Here is a 16975-nt window from a genome sequence, read left to right on the forward strand (position 1 = left end):
ATTCATGAGCTGGGTGCTGGTGCTCGAAACAGACGCAGGCGATCCCGCACGAAAAGTCGCTGGCTTGCCGCTCTGCCTGCGCCTGGCGCTGGATGCCCAGGGCGCCGGCGCGAGCGGCGTCGTGCTCAAGGGCGAGCTCGAGGCCCTGGAAGCGGTGCTCCAGGACCCCCGCTTTCGACTGCCGGTTTTGAAGCAGGTGCCCGACGGCGCCGAGTACATCACGCTGGGCGCCAGCAGCGTGGTCCACCGCACGCTGTTCAAGGCCATCCGCGAGGCCGGCGTGTCGAGCATCGACTTGCGCAGCGAGTCCTTCCCGCACTCCCCGCCGTGGAGCTTCGAGAGCTTCACCGTTCACGACCGCGTGACCCAGCGCAAAGCGGAGCGCGCGTTGTTCCGCGCGCTCCGCAAGCCTCAAGACGGCTGGACCTCCCGCTACCTCAATCGCTACATCTCCCTCGCCATCAGCCGCTGGCTAGTGAAGACCCCGTTGCGCCCGAATCAAGTTTCCATAGGGATATTGGCCATCGGTATCGCCGGCGCAGTGATCGCCACGCGCGGCGGCTACTGGGATCTGCTGCTAGGCGCGTTCCTGTTTCAAGCGCAGAGCGTGCTCGACGGCTGTGATGGAGAAATGAGCCGCATCACCTATCGCGGCTCGCTGATGGGCGAGTGGCTCGACACGGTGGGCGACGATCTGACGAACTACGGCTTCTTCGCTGGTTCGGCTTGGGGCCTCTACGCGAGTACGGGTCACCTCGTGTACTTGATCGCCGGTATCGTAACCGTGCTCTGCGGCGTGACGGCGAGCGGCCTGGAGTATCGCTACTTGATTCGCATCGGCTCTGGCGACTTGCTCAAGTATCCGCTGAGTCAAAGCACCTCGAGCGGTGAAGGCTTGATGGCGTACATCGGCCCGTTGTTCAAGCGCGACACCTTCGTCTTCTTGACGCTGGTGGCTGCAGTGCTCGGTCAGGTCGGTCCGATGTTGATCGTGTTCTGCTTGGGTGCCGTGGGGATCTTGATCAGCGTGCTCTCGACCGAGCTTCGCATGGCCCGGGAGCGCAGCCGGGCGTGAACTCATGGCGCCGCAGCCTGGCCCGCGCGGGGGCGATCCTGGCCGCAACGTGCAGCGCGCTGAGCCGGGCCAGCGTGGCGCTCGCCGCCGGGCCCCTGGGAGAAGAAGGCAGCGAGATCCGCACCAGCGAGTACACCGTCGATTTGTATCAAGGACCGGTGACCGCCAGCTCCCGCGTGATCGGTCTCGGCGGCGCTTACGTGAGCATCGCCGAGGGCGTGGAGGGTATGTCGCAGAATCCCGCGGCGCCCGCGGTGCGCACGCCGTGGTCCGTCGATTCCTTCGACTACGATCTCGCGCTGGGGCTGACCTTCCCCAGCTCGATTCGCGGAAACGACTTCTACAACACCGGGGAGGGACCGACCGAGCTCGACGCGGGGAGCGACGGCTTGCTGTTCCTCACCCCTGCGGCCGTCCTCCAAGACGGCGCTTGGGGCTACGGCGTCAGCATCTCCTTCGCCAACTTCAGTCTCTCGCGGCGCGACGAGACCGCAGACTCCCAGCGCAACTTGGTCGCCCAGTTCGTCGAGCTCGATCTGGTGAGCGCGTACGGCTTCATGCAAAACCAGTTCTCCCTGGGTGTCGGCCTGCGCAACGTTGGCTTGGTCGTCGCGCGGGAGAACGCTGACGGTTCCAAGGAGGATCTCTTCACCACCTCGGGTTTCGCACCCATGGTCGGCGTGCTGTGGCGGCCTGAAGAACAGCCGTTTCGCGTTGGCGCCGCCTACAAACACCAAGTGGAGACCCAGGTGGACGCGGCGAGCCAGGTGACCGCCAACGCCGACGGCGACTTGGTGCTCGGCCCCGGCGGCACGGATCCAAACTCGATTTGGCTGCCGCGCAACATGAAGCAGCCGTGGGAAGCGAGCCTGGGCCTGGCGCTACAGTTCGGGCCGCGACCGCTGAATCCGCACTGGATCGATCCAGGTCGCGCCGTGGCCGAGCTGGAGCGCGTCGTCGAGTTTCGCAAACGGGAACGCCAGCGACGCCTGAAGCGCGAAGCGGCGAGCCGGTCGCCAGCCGAACTCGCAGCCTTGAGAGCACAAGCAGACGCGGACGACGCGCTGGACGAGCTCGAACTCGATCGCCAAGCGCGAGCCCTACGCCAAGCGCTGGTGCGTCGCGCACGCCAGATGAAGCGCGCCTACGTGCTGATGTCGACAGAGCTGCAAGTGGTTGGCAAGTCGTCGAGCTCCGTGGGCGTGGAGAGCTTCATTCAGCGCCGCGTCGCCCGCGCCGGCGAGAAGATCACCCTCTCCCCTCGCGTTGGGTTGGAGAGCGAAGTCGTCCCCGGATGGCTCAAGTTACGCGCCGGCAGCTACGGCGAACCATCCCGCTACCGCGCCGGGAGCCCGCGCCTCCACGGCACCTTCGGCTTCGATCTCAAGACGTTCCCGTGGACGGTGTTTGGCTTGTTCGACGACGGAACGGAGTGGCGAATTGGCGGTGCGCTCGACGCCGCCGCTCGCTACTTCGGCTGGAGCGCCAGCGTCGGCGTCTGGCACTAGCGCCTCGGCCCACGGTCCGTCGCCTGGGAAATCCAGCACCCGCACGAATTTGGCTGATTGGGCCAATTCGTGCATGGTCCCGCGGTGATCCGCCGTACTCCGCGCCGCCCAGGGGCAACCGCCGTCTGCTGTGTGCTGGCCGCTCTTGCCGCCTTCGCTGCGCTCGCTTGCGACGACAAGCAAGAGAAGCTCTACGAACCCTCGGATCCCCGTCCGGCGCACCCCGTGGATGAGCCCGCGGTGGGAGAGCTCGTGAGCTACCAGATCGCTCCGGAGAGCCGCATCAGCTTCGAGCTCCGGAGCCGCGAGGTGACCAGCAAGGGCACGATCGGCGTCGTCCGCGGAGAGCTCAAGATCAACCTGGCAGATCTCGAACACTCCTCCGGCAACGTGGAAGTCGACGTGGCCGCGCTACGCATGCAGAGCTTCGAGTCAGAAGACGACAACAAGCTCCAGGCAGAGCGCGCCCGCAACTGGCTCAACGTCGGTTCTAGCCGTGCGGAAGCAGCACGCGAGCAGAGTCGCTGGGCACGCTTCGAGTTTCAAGCGCTCGACGCTGCGAAACCCGGCAGCGCGTTCGAAGCCAAACTCGTGAAAAAGCTCCTCCCTCCTGCGCCCTCGGGCAGCGCCGGGGAGGCGCCCTCAGCGGCACCAGCTTCGGCAGCGCCGGCGAAGACCTCCAAGCCTCAGTTCGAGCACCACGGACCGAACGGCGACATCGAGCTCTACGACGAGGAAGATACAGCTCCCGACGCTGGAGACGCAGCCGCTCCCCGAGTGCAGCCAGGCGAAGTGCGCCGCTCCGCGCTCTCTGTGAACGGACAGCTTTCTCTGAATGGTTTCCGCAAGGCAACATCTAGCAGCCTCGAAGCACTCTTCGAGTTCAAGGGCCCAGCCGCGGTTGGGGCGGCGCCGGAGCGCATCGTGCTGAAGAGCACGAAGCCCCTCCGCGTGGGCTTTGCCGATCACGACATCAAGCCGCGCAACGCCCACGGCATCCTGGAAACCACCCAGGGAGAGCTACTCAAGCGCGCGGGAAGCCAGGCCCGGGTGAGCTTCGAGCTGGTGTTGGTACCCAAGCGCTGAAACTCAGCGTTCCCTGCGCGGTGCTCGGCCTGGTCGCGCCAATCGCCGATCGCGCCGTGGGAATGGATCCCTATTCGCGCCGACCGGGCGCGAGATGGCAATTCTTTCTCCGGTCGAAATCCAAAAAGGCTGCCGATCCGAATGGTCTCCTGAAGCGTATTCAGCGGGCTTTTTTGGGGGTGAGGCGCGGTGGTCCCACGTCGGCAACCAACTCCAAGCAGCGCTCAGCCGGAAACCCGAGATGAACTTTTCTGTGAAACCTCCCCAGCCGGCTGGCGTAGCCCTCGAGCACACGGTGTTACACTCTGGCCCGTGGCGTGAATCACGAGTGAGCGCCCCCGCTGGCGCAGAGTGAGCCGATTTCATCGCCTCGGCCGTCAAGCAAAGCCAAAGCAAGAGTTACCCGGACCATGAGTCCAAGGAGCCAACTACCCATGTCGAACAAGCTCAGCCTCCAACGCATCGCCGCCACCCTCGCCGTCCTCAGCGCCTCAGGCCTCGTCGCCTGTGGCGGCGATGCGATGCCTGAACCCGAATCTCCCGTCGATGCCCAAGAGGTCCCGGCGGCAGAGGCCCCCGAAGCGCCGATGGAAGGCGCCGCTGACGAGGCCGCGGGCTCCGAAGGTGGTGAGGCGACGGAGGACGCCGCCCCCGAAGGCGAAGGCGCCATGGACGGCGAGTCCAAGGCCGAAGGCGCGGACGGCGAGAAGAAGGAAGAAGCCAAGAAGGAGGAGCCCAAGAAGGCTGCTGGCGCCAAGGCTGGCTGCGGCGCAGGGAGCTGCGGTGCGAGCAAGAAGCCTGCGGCGAAGAAGCCTGCCGCGAAGAAGTCTGCGGGCGCCAGCGGCGGCTGCGGCGCGGGCACCTGCGGCTGATAGCCACCGCAGCCCGTACGGCAAACCACGGATCCAGGCCGCTCGAGCGAAACGCTCGAGCGGCCTGAGTCGTTTTGTTCGCTTCCCCGGGGAATTGAGGATTCGAGCAGCGCCAGGCGTCGCACCCTCCCCCCCAAACCAGTAGGAGCAGCCAGCGGCTCGATGACACGGATAAGCAAAGCAGCTGGTCGGGACAGCCAGGCGCGAACGCTGCAGCTCCGCTTCAAAGTACGTCCAGTGATTCGCTAATCAGCAAGATAGTTCTGTTGTGTCGCCGGCCAAACGACCGTTAGGATTTCGGGATGCTTCGCCACTTGCTCGCTGGTTTTGGCTTCCTGTTCCTTGGTTTCGCCTGTTCCGCGAGCAACAGCTCGAGCGGTGTGAATGGCGGTAATGGTGGAAACGCCGGAAACGGGGGTGGCGGACCCGATGGCGGCTTGTTCTGCAACGGCTGCGTCGGGAAGACCTACACCCCGTGCGAGAACGGCGAGCCGCAGACACCTATCGAGTGTGAGGAAGCGTGCACCCCTGACCTCGGTTGCACCCACTGTACCCCCGAGGAAACGGTGTGCGTCGGCAACGAGGTCCACAAGTGCTCGACCGACGGCTCCAACACCGACGAGCTGGTCGAAGTCTGCGATGTAGCCAACGGAGAGCTGTGCGGAAACGGTCGCTGTGGCACGGCCTGTGAGATCGCCGCGGATCAACCCTCGAACGTGGGCTGTGAGTTCTGGGGCGTAGATCTCGATCAGCAAGACGGGCTGAACGACCCCGCGAGCGAACCGTGGGGCTTCGTGCTCTCGAACGCGGGCGAAGGCGACGCGAATATCACCATCGACGCGAACTTGGCGAACCCCGGCGAGCCGCTGCAGCTGCAGCCAATTCAACAGCTGACCGTGCCTGCTGGCAGCCTGCAGACCGTGATCCTTCCCTCACGCGAGCTGGACTGCGGCGTGAAGGCCAACGACTACCAGTCTCCGGGTACTTGCCTCTCCTCTCGCGCGTTCAAGATCACCAGCAGCAATCCGATCGTCGTCTATCAGTTCAACGTCTTCACCAATCAGTACTCGAACGACGCCTCGCTGCTCTTGCCTACTGCCGCGCTCGGTAAGGTGTACCGCATCATCAACTGGGGAGCGGGGCACCCGGTGCCCACGAACTTCCCGGGCATCGGACTCATCATCGATCGCTCATACGTGACCGTGGTCGGCACCCAGCCGAACACTAAGGTGAGCGTCAAACCGTCGTGGAAGATCCGCGGAAACGGCCCTATCCCGGCGACGCCCGCTGGGGGGCTGATCGAAGTCACGCTGGGGCCGTACGACGTGCTGAACTTGGAGACGGATGACGGCGCCTTTGGCGACGACCCCAAGACGATCGCCGATTTGACTGGCACCGTGGTGCAATCAGATAAGCCGGTGGCGGTATTCAGCGGCGTGGAGAGCACCAGCGTGCCCGGCTCGTGGGACATCCCCACCTACCCTGGCTGGGACGACGGCGGCGGCGGTGAGACGTGCTGCCTCGACCACCTCGAGGAACAAATGTTCCCCGCGGAATCACTCGGCAGCAAATACGTGATCACGCGTAGCCCAGTGCGCTCGACGGGCGGCTTCCGCGAGCCGGATGTGCTGCGCTTCCTCGGTGTGGCCGAGACTGCACAAGTCACGACCAGCCTGGCCCCGCCTTATGACAACTTCACGCTGAACCCCGGGGACTCCGTCACTGCTCCTGCGCAGGACAACATCACCGTCACGTCGACCACGCCGATCATGATCGGGCAGCTGTTGGTCAGTCAGGGCTACGTGCAGGGCGCCTACACTGGGGATCCATCGCTCACCGTGTTCCCTCCAGTCGATCAGTACCGCACGGAATACGTAATCCTCACCCCCCCCTCCTGGACCAGGAACTACGTCGTCATCTCGACGCCCCAGGGCGCAAACATCAACATCGACGGCGCGCCGACCAGCGGTTGCACGGTGGAAGCGGCGGGAACGATTGAAGGGGTGAGCTACGAGAGCCGCGCGTGTCCGCTCACCGAAGGCGCGCACAAGCTGTCCGGCGACATGCCGTTCGGTATCGTGGCGTACGGCTACGGGAGCGCCGGTTCGTACGCCTTCGCGGGTGGTGCCGACGTCAAGCGGATCTACGAGCCACCGCCCATCAAGTAAATCCGCCTCGGGATCCGCTTTCTCAGCGCGAAATCTCGAACCAACGCGGCCCTGCGGCGTACTCTCCGGGAGTGACTGGAGCACCGGCAATCGTACCGAAAGATCGCCTCGGCGTTGGCCTTGGCCTGCGCTGGGAGTTCCTCGAGGAGGTGATAGACGGTCCGAGCTTGGACGTCGCCTTTTGGGAGGTCTCGCCGGAGAACCACATGCGCCGCGGCGGCTATTTCCCGTGGGCACTGAGCAAAGTCCGCGAGCGCTACCCGTTGGTGACCCACGGGCTCACGCTGTCGCTGGGAGCGGTCGATGAGCCCCCCGCGGATTACCTCAACGAGCTCAGGCAGGAAATCGAGCGCATGGGGTCTCCCTGGCACTCGGACCACCTGTGCTTCAGCACTGCGGGGCCGTTGGTGCTTCACGACTTGCTGCCCCTGCGTTTGTGCAAGCACACCGCAGATCGCGCGGCGGAGCGCCTGATGCGTGTTCAAGACGCCCTGGGCGTACCGATGGCGTTCGAGAACATCAGCTGGTACGCGCACCCCGGAGCGCCCGAGTTACCAGAGACGGAGTTCATCAACCGAGTGCTGGAACGGAGCGACGCTTGGATGTTGCTGGACGTCAACAACGTCTACGTGAACGCCCAGAACCACGGCTTCGATCCCTACGCGTTCATCGCCGAGCTGCCTCTCGATCGCGTCATCCAGCTCCACGTCGCCGGCCATACGGAGCTTGAAGACGGCATGCTCCTCGACACTCACGGCGCACCGATCATCGATCCGGTCTACGAGCTACTCGAGTGGACGCTGGAGCGCAGCGGACCGCGCCCGGTGCTGCTCGAGCGAGACAACGACGTGCCCGAGCTCCCTGAGCTCCTCGCGGAAGTAAGTCGACTGCGCGGAGTCTATGAGCGAGCCATCGACCGCTGGAACGAACGCGAACGGAAGGTCGGATGAGCGACGCCGATGCAGAGACCCTGCGCGCGCGGGCGCTCGAGAACGCGATGGCGCGCTTGGCCCTGGGTCCTGAGGTGGCGGACGACCCGGAGAGCATCTCGTGTTGGTTGGCCAACGCGGGCGTGCACCCCGAGGATCGCGCAGCGCTCGTAGAGACTGGGTTAGGCCGCCTGAGTGTCTACCGTCGCCTGGTACGGGGCAATGTGCAGGGCGCAATCGAGCTGGCTATCCCGCGCAGCATTTACCGCATGGGAACGAATTGCTTCGAACACTATCTGGCGCGTTGGCTCGCGGAAGATGGTCCGAAGACTCACTACCTGCGCGACGTCACGCGGGAGTTCCTGGACTACTGCGAGCTCCCCTGGCAGAGCGACGCCGAGGTACCCGGCTACTTGATGAACCTCGCCCGCCATGAAGCGCTGCGGATCGAAGTGGCTTCGGAGACGGCCAGGCCTGCGGACGCTGAGCCTGGCGAACTTGAACTCGACCGCCCGGTGCGCTTCATCGAGGCTGTCCGGCTGGTACGCTACGAGTACGCGGTCCACCAGCTCAGCGAAGACGAAACCGACGAAACGCTGCCTGAGCGCCGCGCGACTCGGTTGCTCGTGTACCGCAGCCCGACGCACGAAGTGCGCTATCTCGAGCTGACGCCCCTGGCGGCGACGATCTTGGAGCGATTGATCGCTGGAGATCCGCTACAGCAGGCTTTGCTCCAGAGCTGTTCGGCCTTAGGTGTCTCCCTCACCCAGGATGTGTTGGATGGGACGGCACGGGTGCTCGCAGACCTTGCGGAGCGCGGAGCGCTGCTTGGGAGCGACTAGCCAGGCCCTGGGCCGACTTTCGAGGGAAGGCCAAGCTAGGCCCACCGCGACGTGAGCCGAGTGAAAAACCGCGATTTTTCGCCGCGGATGTAACCGAGTGGTTGCCTCCACCGTCCCCATTCTGGGTAGTCTCCGCATGAACGTTCTACACTCGCTTGCCGCTATCCCCGAGCCCTCGGGGTAGCTCCCCGGAAAGTTCGCTTGAGCCATGTCAGATCGCGACCCGTTGAACCTCGCCGGCCAAGTCATCGCCGAGAAATACCGTGTTGAGCGCCTGGTTGGTGAAGGCGGCTTCGCGGTGGTCTACCGGGCGATCCACACGATCTGGAACAAGCCGGTCGCCATCAAGTTCTTCAACGGCTTGTCCTCCGCGCCGATGGATCAGCGCGAGAGCCTGATGCAGGACTTCATCAATGAAGGTGCGCTGCTCACTGAGCTCTCGAGCCACACGGCGAACATCGTGCAGGCGCGCGACGTGGGCACGTACACGTCACCGAGCGGCCAGTGGATGCCGTACATGGTGCTCGAGTGGCTCGACGGGCGGCCCCTCGACGCGATCCTCGAAGCGGAGCAGCAAAGCGGCGCGCCGCCTTGGTCCATCGTCGAAGTGTACCGACTGCTGGAGCCCGCCGCGATGGCGCTCGACGTGGCACACGGGCGGGGCATCGCACATCGCGACATCAAGCCGGCGAACCTCTTCGTAAACGGGGACCCCCACGCGGGAGGCGCCACGGTGAAGGTGCTCGACTTCGGCGTCGCGAAGATGATGACCGAGAACACGCACCTCCAAGCTGCGTTGGCGAAGACCGGGACGAGCATCACGAGCTTCACGCCGCAATACGGAGCGCCCGAGCAGTTCTCTCGTTCTCACGGCGCGACCGGACCGTGGACGGACGTCTACGCGCTAGCGTTGGTCGCCATCGAAATGCTGATTGGCCGCCCCGCGCTCGACGGCGGCGACCTGGTGCAGCTGGCGTTCAGCTCTGCAAACCCGCAGATCCGCCCAACGCCACGCAACCTGGGAGCGCAGGTCAGTGATCAGGTTGAGGCGGTGTTCGCAAAGGCGCTGAAGATCTCGCCGTCGGAGCGCTACGCCAGCGCCGGGCAGTTCATTTCCGCGTTCGCCATCGCCTGCGGTTTCACGGGCCCGGCGGTAGTGTCCAACCCCAATCCGCCCGCAGAATTCGCTTCCGGCGCCACGGTGCTGGCGGGCAACATCCCGACCCACATCAATCCGCGCTCACCCACTACCGGGAACCCGGCGACGCTGGACCCGCAGCAAGAAAAGCCGGGCGGAAAAGGCCTGCTCTTCGCCGGTCTAGGCGTGGCTGCGGTCGCGGTGCTCGGCGTAGGTGGTTTTTTCGCGATGAACCGCGGCGGCGACACCAAGGAACCCGCTCAGTCTGCGACGGCACCGTCACCGAGCGCTGCCCCAACGGTCGCCGCGGAGCAGCCCTTTCAGTGCCCCGACCGCACCGTGGGGATCCCCGCTGGTCAGTTCTTCATGGGGTCCGATCAGGATGACGCGCTACCCAACGAAAAGCCGTCACACAACGTCAAGCTCAAGGCGTTTTGCATCGATCTCTACGAGGTCAAGACGTCGGAGTACAAGCACTGCTCAGACATGGGCAAGTGCCGCCGCGCCCCAGAGAAAGTGGAGTGGGACGGCATCACGGACAAGCAGCGCAAGACCTACAGTCCGCTGTGCAACATCAATGACGTCGAGGGCCGAGGCGACCACCCGATCAACTGCGTTACCTGGCAGATGGCAGACACCTACTGCAAGGCGCAGAAGAAGCGTCTCCCCACGGAAGCAGAGTGGGAGTACGCCACGCGCGGTCCCGATGGGCGCATCTATCCGTGGGGCGACGAAGACCCGACGGAGAAGCACTTGAATGCCTGTGGCACTGAGTGCGTGAAGTGGGGTCAGGAGCACGGCGAGCCTTTGAAGCCGCTCTACAACGCCGACGACGGCTTCCCCACGACAGCGCCTGTTGGCAAATTCCCCGCTGGCAAGTCGCGCTTTGGCCCATTCGACGTGGTTGGCAACGTCTGGGAGTGGGTTGCTGACTACGAAGGCGCGTACACATCGGACGGCCAGGTGGATCCCCACGGACCCAAGACCGGCGAGAAGCGCGTGATTCGCGGTGGAGGCTGGAATGGCAGCTACAAGAGCTGGCTCCGGCCGTCTTTCCGCTATGCCGCGACACCGGAAACCCAGTCTCATGGCTACGGTTTCCGTTGCGCGATGGACTTCAAGACTCCTGACACCGCCGAGCCGGCGAAGAAGTAGCGCCGAGCCGGCGAAGAAGCGGCGAAGAAGTGGCGAAGAAGCAGAGCGCCGCAACGCGCGGCAGAAGCGAAGCAAATGCGGAGTGCGCTCGAGCCGGCCAGAAGAAGCCCAGCTCGAGTCACGCAGCAATCACCAGGCGAAGAAGTAGCCGTACGCACAATGGGCTGCTGATCTGGATTCGGGGCTGGTACGCTCAGAGGATGGCCTCCGCCGGACCTCTCGATCAACCTCGACTACGGGAGATCGACGAGCTTCTGGACGCTCGAGAGCTGGACCGCGCCGCTGGGGCGCTGATGCAGCTCGGAGACATGGAGCTGTTCCGACACGCCACCACTTACCTGACGACGCGGTTGCTCTTTTTGCGGGGTCGCCTCGACCTACCGGGAGTGGCCCAACGCTTGGAGGACTTGCTCAAGGAAGTCGCAGATTTCCCCGAGGCCGAGGCGATGCTCGACGCAGCGCGCTCGGGGGAGCTCAGCGAGTTCGGTACCGTACGGAAAATCCGCGAAGAGAAAGCCGCGAGGAGGAGCGAGGGGGCGCAGCCCCACCGAGACTCTGACCACCATGCGGTGCTGGCTCAGGCCACGGTCGTACATCAAGAGCCCGACGCGCCGACCACAGACGACCCAGACATCGAAGCCACGGAGACCGACGACGATCTGGACCTGAGCCCTTCGATGGAAGCGGAGTTCAGCCCGAGCGCTCTCAGTCCAGACATCCCTCGAGCACCGGCGATACCTCAGGTGGCGGTTTGGGGAGAGGTTGATCCCGAACCGGGTGACGACTCCGCTCAACCTTCATGGGTGATCCCGAGCCTTGGCCCGCGGGCACCGCGCCTCACGGACTCTCTACCTGCTCCGGAGCCTCCGTCTGACTTGCGGACCGGAAACTCGACGGTCCCACCGTTCGAACAGTTAGGCCCCAAGCTTACCGACGCTGGCCTCAGCCCAGCGCTGCACGTGAGTTCCATCCCGCCGCCGCCGAGCGCGCCACCACCGGCGCTCGACATCGCGCCGCCCGCAGATTTCCACGAGGCAATTCAGGACACGGAGTTTTCCGCGCCTGACCCGGCGAGTGCAGGCCCTGGGTCGAGCCTCAGCGACGGCAGCGTGCGCCCCGGGCCGCATCAAACCGCACAAGGCGACGCTGCCTCGTCCACGGTGGAGATCCCTCGCGCACCCGCCATCCCGAACCTCGCTCCCCGAGAGAGCGACAGCCCACCGGCTCCAAGGACGGGCTCTCTGTCCCCGAGCGGCGAGTATCCGGCGCTCGACTTCACGGCGTACGACCCGACTCAGCGCAAGAGCCAGCTGCCGTCCCGCGCGGGGCTCTACTCCAGCAGCCCTGTGGCGCCTGAAGTGTCCGAGCGAGCAAAGCCGCGCCGGGACTCGACTCCCGCCCCTCCCCGCGGGTCGGCGCCACCCCCCAAACCTGCCAAAGCCGCCGCTCTCCGTCGCTCGGAACCTGTTGAAGAGCAGCGCCCAGCGCGGGAGATCCGTTCGGTGCCGCCTCCAGCGGTGGGAACTTCGCTCTTCCAGCTCGCGAGCTGGCTGGATGAAGGGCACGCCGATCGGGTGCTCGACGCCGTGCCCGCTCACGGCAGCGATCCAGAGCAGCGAATCATGCGTGCCCGCGCGCTCCTGCAGCTGGCGCGGGAAGATGCCGCCGTCAGCGAACTAGAAGCCGTCGGGGCGTTTCCGCTGCTCGAGCCCGAAGTGCGCGCGAGCGTCGCCCGACTGCTCCTCGAGCTGGGCAAGACGGACCAGGCTCTGCAACAAGCGGATCAAGCCTATCGAGACGACCCGGGCTCTGATCCGGCGCGGCTTGCCTTGGCGTGGACAGCCGTACGCGTCGATCGTCGACACAACGAACCGATTTGGGTGAAGCGCGCGCACACGGCCTTGGCCGCGTTGACGACCGATCAGAACCCTTACCCTGCCTTGACGCTGGCGCTGCGCAGCTCGGTGCTCGCGAGCATCGGGGAGGCCGACAAGGCGATCAGCGTCGCACAGCGCGCGCTTGGTCTCGATCCGGATTCAGTCGACGCCGTCGCAGCGATCGCGCTGGCGGCGGCGCGCTTGGGTCGCGTACGCGACGCGCAAGAGGCTTGGTGCCGCCTCCTGGATCTGGACCACAGGGAAGCAGACGCCCTCAGCGAGACACTCAGCGCACTGGGCGTGGCGCTCGACGGGGCAGGCTTGAACGACGCCACTCAGGCTGATCTGCGCTGGGACGATATCGAGCTCCGCGTCGCGCGCGGGGACGCCCACGGCGCCAGGGAGGTCGAGCTTCATGCGAAGCGGCAGCTGGAACGTTTGATCACTGGCCAGCGTCTCGACCTCCAGGTGCTCGGAACGCTTTCCGCGACCTACCTCACGCAGAGCCCGGTGTTTCGCGACTTCGCGCCGTTCGACTTTTCTCTGTGGTCCATCGCTCGCCTGGATGCAGCGTTGCTCGGGCTGTATGGGCACGATCCGCGCCCCCCCCTCGACTCAGACGTTTGGCCTTTGGTGCTCCGCGCTGGCACCTACCTCGGCGAAACCCTCCGTCAGGCGCAGCGCGGACGCTGGAACGGCACGCTCCACGATGCTCGGCAAAGTCGCGTCATATGCCGCACGGAAACCTTCAGCCCGCTACACCTCGTAGAGCAACGCATCCGTGAAGGCTCAGGCCATAGCTTGATGCTCGCGCTGCGGAACCGTCTTGGCGAAGCGAACTCCCCGGAGTGGCAGCATCGACTGCCCAGCGCGGTGCTGCCGCCGACTCCTTGGCGCGGCAGCTGGCCAACGGCGGGCGAAGCTCCTGGTGTCTCGGAGGGGCTCAAGAGCTCTCCCATCTCGACCTTCTGTGAGCGTAGGGGTAAGGGACGGCTAGACGGAACGCTGGCAGACTTCTCCCGCCTCGACAGCTACTTGGCTGTGCTCGCGCCGCCGGGCGACGACGTGGGGGATGACTGGAGCCGGCGAGCATGCGGGTTGCTTGGTTGCCACGTGGGTGAGCTGCTCCGCATCGAGTACGATGGTCTCTGGATTGACGAACCCACGACGGGGCCAAGCCGGCTTCAGCTTCAGCTGCGAGACGGCAGCAAGCTACAACCGCTCAGCGTGGTACAGAGCCGGCTCGTGAACGATCGCAAATTCAGCCTTGAAGAATGGTGCCAGACCATCGACCTTCAGCAGCGTTGAATCCCCGCGGTAATTACCGCGAACGAACGCGCTGAGCCTTGGCTCAGGGATGGATGTGAACAAGGGTGCCGTCGCGAAGGCTCATCGCGCCATGCCATTTTGGCGGCACGGGGGGATCGCTCCACTGGAACAACCAACGGGCATCCTCCGGGGACAAGTTGATACAGCCGTGACTCCGTGGTTTCCCGAAGGAATCATGCCAGTACGCCGCGTGGAAGGCGTAGCCCTCTTTGAAGTACTGCACGTAAGGCACATCCCGTAGGTCGAACTCATCTCCTGCCTCGTCCCCGCTCATCGTCACACTGACGTGCTTCGTGTGGATCAGGAACTGACCTTGGACTGTGGAGTGAGTCTCCTTCGGATCCCCCAACCCATCGGCGCCTGTGGAGACCAGCGTCGCGTAGACCGCCTCGGTTCCGACGTAGGCGACCAGGGTCTGCTTCAGGATCGACACCTCGATCCAAGTGCGCCCAGGCTTCGCCCAACCGGGGACCTTCCTCATGGGCGAAATCACTGTGAGGGAGTCGTCCTTCACCCAAAGGCCATCTCGGGTCTCCAGGTAGCGGCCGCCCCCAAGCTGAACGGCCTTCCCGCTCAGCTTCAGCGCTTCACGGTAGCCAATGAGCCGCTCCTGCTTGAGGCCGGTCTTGGGGTCGCCCGCGAAGAGCGCGGCGACTCGCGCCCTGTTGAACGCCACAGGCAGCCCAACGCCCGTGATGTTGACCCCGTGAAACTCGCTAGGTCGCACCAGCTTCAGGCGATCGAGCGGCACGATTTCCATATCCGTGGTGAGGCCGAAGCGGCGACCGTCACTCTCGAACAACCGCAAGAAGGCGAAGCCGCTCTTAGGCAGGGCGCGTCCGCTATATACGGTTCCCGGGCCCCGCGTGCGTCCAGTCAGCGTCGGCGCCTGCTTATTTCCGAGTAGAAATTCAGGAATCTGGTCAAACACCTCGGCGTCCCAGGACCGCGCCCCGTTGGCCTTGAGCTGAGCCAGGTTGTTCTCGACTCGAAGTTGCTCCTTCTCGCTCGGCAGCTTCGTGTAGAACGGCGGCGTCGGATAGCGCGAGATCCCGTAGGCGTACGGCAAGCCCTCGCTGCGATCTGGCATCTGCCGTGCGGCGACCGACACGGAGTCTTGGATGTCAGTGGATGCCGTGTTGCCAACACAGACATAGCCCTGGGGCTCCACCTGATACCAGCCAGCGCGGCAATCCTTCGCACGCAGCGTCGGCTCGGCGCTGCGCTTGACCACGGCGCCGGCGCGCAAGTAGCCGAGCTTTTTTGAACGCCAGTTCGGCTCCGAGAAGACGTAAGTCTCCTTACGGACAGCAGTCAGCGCCCGCTCGGGATCAACACCAAAGTCAGGGTGGTACGGGTGCGCAGCCACCGGACGCAGGTCTTCGCCGTCGTCAGCAGGCGCCTCTGCGCTGGCCTCCGGTTCCATGGCTTCCGCGGATGCGGGCGCATCCCCGAGCTCCGCGGCTTCCAACTCGTTCCCCACGGCGGCTTGTTCATCCGGCCGCAGGGCTACGAGCTCGAGGTCCGGCTCCTTGCTCGCGGGGGGCGAAGGCTCTTCCAGGACTTTTGAAGGGGGTAAGGTGTGTACGGTGGCAGACGCAGCGGGCGCGGCAGCGCCGCTCGCGCGCGGGGTCGCGTCGGCTCCGTCGAACGGACAGCTCGTCACCAGCAGGCTGGAGCCTGCGGCAACTAGACAGCTCAGAGTTCTTAGCCACGCCATGGACTGCTCGGCGCATAACTCGCCCGCTCCGGCCTGGCCCAGTTTCCTAACCTTTGATAAGTCCCCGCCATGGAAGAGCCCCTCAGCCTCGACGCCCTCTCCGCCATCGATAGCCACCTCAGCGAAGACGAGCTGATGATCCGTGGCGCAGTGCGTCGCCTGGTGCGTGAGCGCTACCTCCCCCGAGCTGGCGAGTTGTTCGAGAAGGAGGAGTTCCCGAAGGATCTCATCGGTGAGTTCGCAGAAATGGGTCTGCTCGGGGCGAGCCTCAAGGGCTACGGCTGCGCCGGCATGAGCGCCGTGCAGTACGGACTCATCCTCCAGGAGCTCGAGTACGGCGACAGCGGCCTGCGTTCCTTCGTCAGCGTCCAGGGCAGCCTCGCGATGTACGCCATCCACGCCTATGGCAGCGAGGAGCAGAAGAATAAATTCCTCCCGGAAATGGCTGCAGGCAAGCTGATCGGATGCTTCGGACTGACCGAGCCCGACAGTGGCTCCGACCCGGGCTCGATGAAGACCCGAGCCCGCAAGGACGGCGATCACTATGTGCTCTCTGGCACCAAGATGTGGATCACCAACTCGCCGTTCGCAGATGTGGCGGTGGTCTGGGCGAAGGTTGACGACGGCGACGCGGCGTCGATCCACGGCTTCATCGTCGAGCGGGGCATGCAGGGCTTCGAGACTCCGAAGATCCACGGAAAGATGAGCCTGCGCTCGAGCGAGACCGGAGAGATCGTGCTCGACGAATGTCGGGTACCCGCCGCCAACATGCTACCGAACAGACGTGGACTCGGTGGTCCCTTGGGCTGCCTGACCCAGGCGCGCTTCGGCATCTCTTGGGGCGCGCTAGGCGCCGCCAAGGCTTGCCTCGAGTCGACCATCAGCTACGCGCGGGAGCGCAAGCAGTTCGACGTACCGATCGCAAGCAAGCAGCTAATTCAGGCTCAGTTCGCGGACATGGGTAGCGAAATCGTCAAGGGCGACATCCTCGCGCTGCACTACGGTCGCATGAAAGACAAGGGCGGCATCACACCGGTCCAGGTGAGCTTGTGCAAGCGCAACAACGTGGGAGTCTCGTTGGAGGTCGCGCGCAAGTGCCGGGGTATTCTGGGTGGAAATGGCATCTTGCTCGAGTATCCGGCGATTCGGCATATGCTGAACCTCGAGAGCGTCTACACCTACGAAGGCACCCACGAGGTCCACACTCTGGTGCTGGGTAAGGCGCTGACAGGCTGCAACGCTTTCTAGGCTGCTGCGCTTTCTGGCTGTTGTGCCT

11 protein-coding genes are annotated in these 16975 nt (G+C 64.8%); 10 read left to right on the top strand and 1 reads right to left on the bottom strand.

The genetic code is table 11. From position 1 onward, the window contains the following. The first annotated feature begins 4 nt into the window (after positions 1-4). From H6718_03400 to H6718_03440, 9 genes are all read left to right on the top strand, one after another. Positions 5-1075 (top strand): CDP-alcohol phosphatidyltransferase family protein, encoded by a 1071-nt coding sequence (locus H6718_03400; GenBank protein MCB9584412.1) that lies wholly within the window; start codon positions 5-7, stop codon positions 1073-1075. Beyond that, positions 1072-2583 carry a hypothetical protein gene (locus H6718_03405; protein ID MCB9584413.1) on the top strand — a complete coding sequence of 504 codons (1512 nt, stop codon included), beginning with the start codon at positions 1072-1074 and terminating at the stop codon, positions 2581-2583. The genes H6718_03400 and H6718_03405 overlap by 4 nt, the downstream gene beginning before the upstream one ends. A gap of 84 nt (positions 2584-2667) precedes the next feature. Continuing rightward, a complete protein-coding gene (locus tag H6718_03410) occupies positions 2668-3669 on the top strand; it encodes a YceI family protein (protein ID MCB9584414.1) in 1002 nt (333 codons plus the stop codon). Between the two features lie 434 nt (positions 3670-4103). After that, entirely contained in the window at positions 4104-4541 is a 438-nt protein-coding gene (locus H6718_03415; protein ID MCB9584415.1) for a hypothetical protein, read from the top strand. Between the two features lie 302 nt (positions 4542-4843). Further along, positions 4844-6709, top strand: a complete 1866-nt coding sequence (locus H6718_03420) for an IgGFc-binding protein (protein MCB9584416.1) — start codon at positions 4844-4846, stop codon at positions 6707-6709. Between the two features lie 89 nt (positions 6710-6798). Then, complete coding sequence (locus tag H6718_03425; protein ID MCB9584417.1) at positions 6799-7659, top strand: DUF692 domain-containing protein; 861 nt, start codon at positions 6799-6801, stop codon at positions 7657-7659. Beyond that, the gene (locus tag H6718_03430; protein MCB9584418.1) at positions 7656-8480 is read left to right on the top strand and encodes a putative DNA-binding domain-containing protein; all 825 of its coding nucleotides are present in this window, start codon (positions 7656-7658) and stop codon (positions 8478-8480) included. The genes H6718_03425 and H6718_03430 overlap by 4 nt, the downstream gene beginning before the upstream one ends. Before the next feature lie 208 nt (positions 8481-8688). Then, positions 8689-10773, top strand: coding sequence for an SUMF1/EgtB/PvdO family nonheme iron enzyme (locus H6718_03435; protein ID MCB9584419.1), 2085 nt, complete (start codon positions 8689-8691; stop codon positions 10771-10773). Between the two features lie 200 nt (positions 10774-10973). Next, the gene (locus H6718_03440; GenBank protein ID MCB9584420.1) at positions 10974-13958 is read left to right on the top strand and encodes a hypothetical protein; all 2985 of its coding nucleotides are present in this window, start codon (positions 10974-10976) and stop codon (positions 13956-13958) included. Positions 13959-14001: 43 nt separating this feature from the next. On the opposite strand, the gene H6718_03445 is transcribed toward H6718_03440, so the two are convergent. After that, positions 14002-15699, bottom strand: a complete 1698-nt coding sequence (locus H6718_03445; protein ID MCB9584421.1) for a L,D-transpeptidase — start codon at positions 15697-15699, stop codon at positions 14002-14004. A gap of 69 nt (positions 15700-15768) precedes the next feature. Between H6718_03445 and H6718_03450 the strand changes: the two genes are divergently transcribed. Next, entirely contained in the window at positions 15769-16947 is a 1179-nt protein-coding gene (locus H6718_03450; GenBank protein MCB9584422.1) for an acyl-CoA dehydrogenase family protein, read from the top strand. The last annotated feature ends 28 nt before the right edge of the window (positions 16948-16975 follow it).

The organism is Polyangiaceae bacterium (genome assembly GCA_020633205.1).
Classification (GTDB): domain Bacteria; phylum Myxococcota_A; class Polyangia; order Polyangiales; family Polyangiaceae; genus JAHBVY01.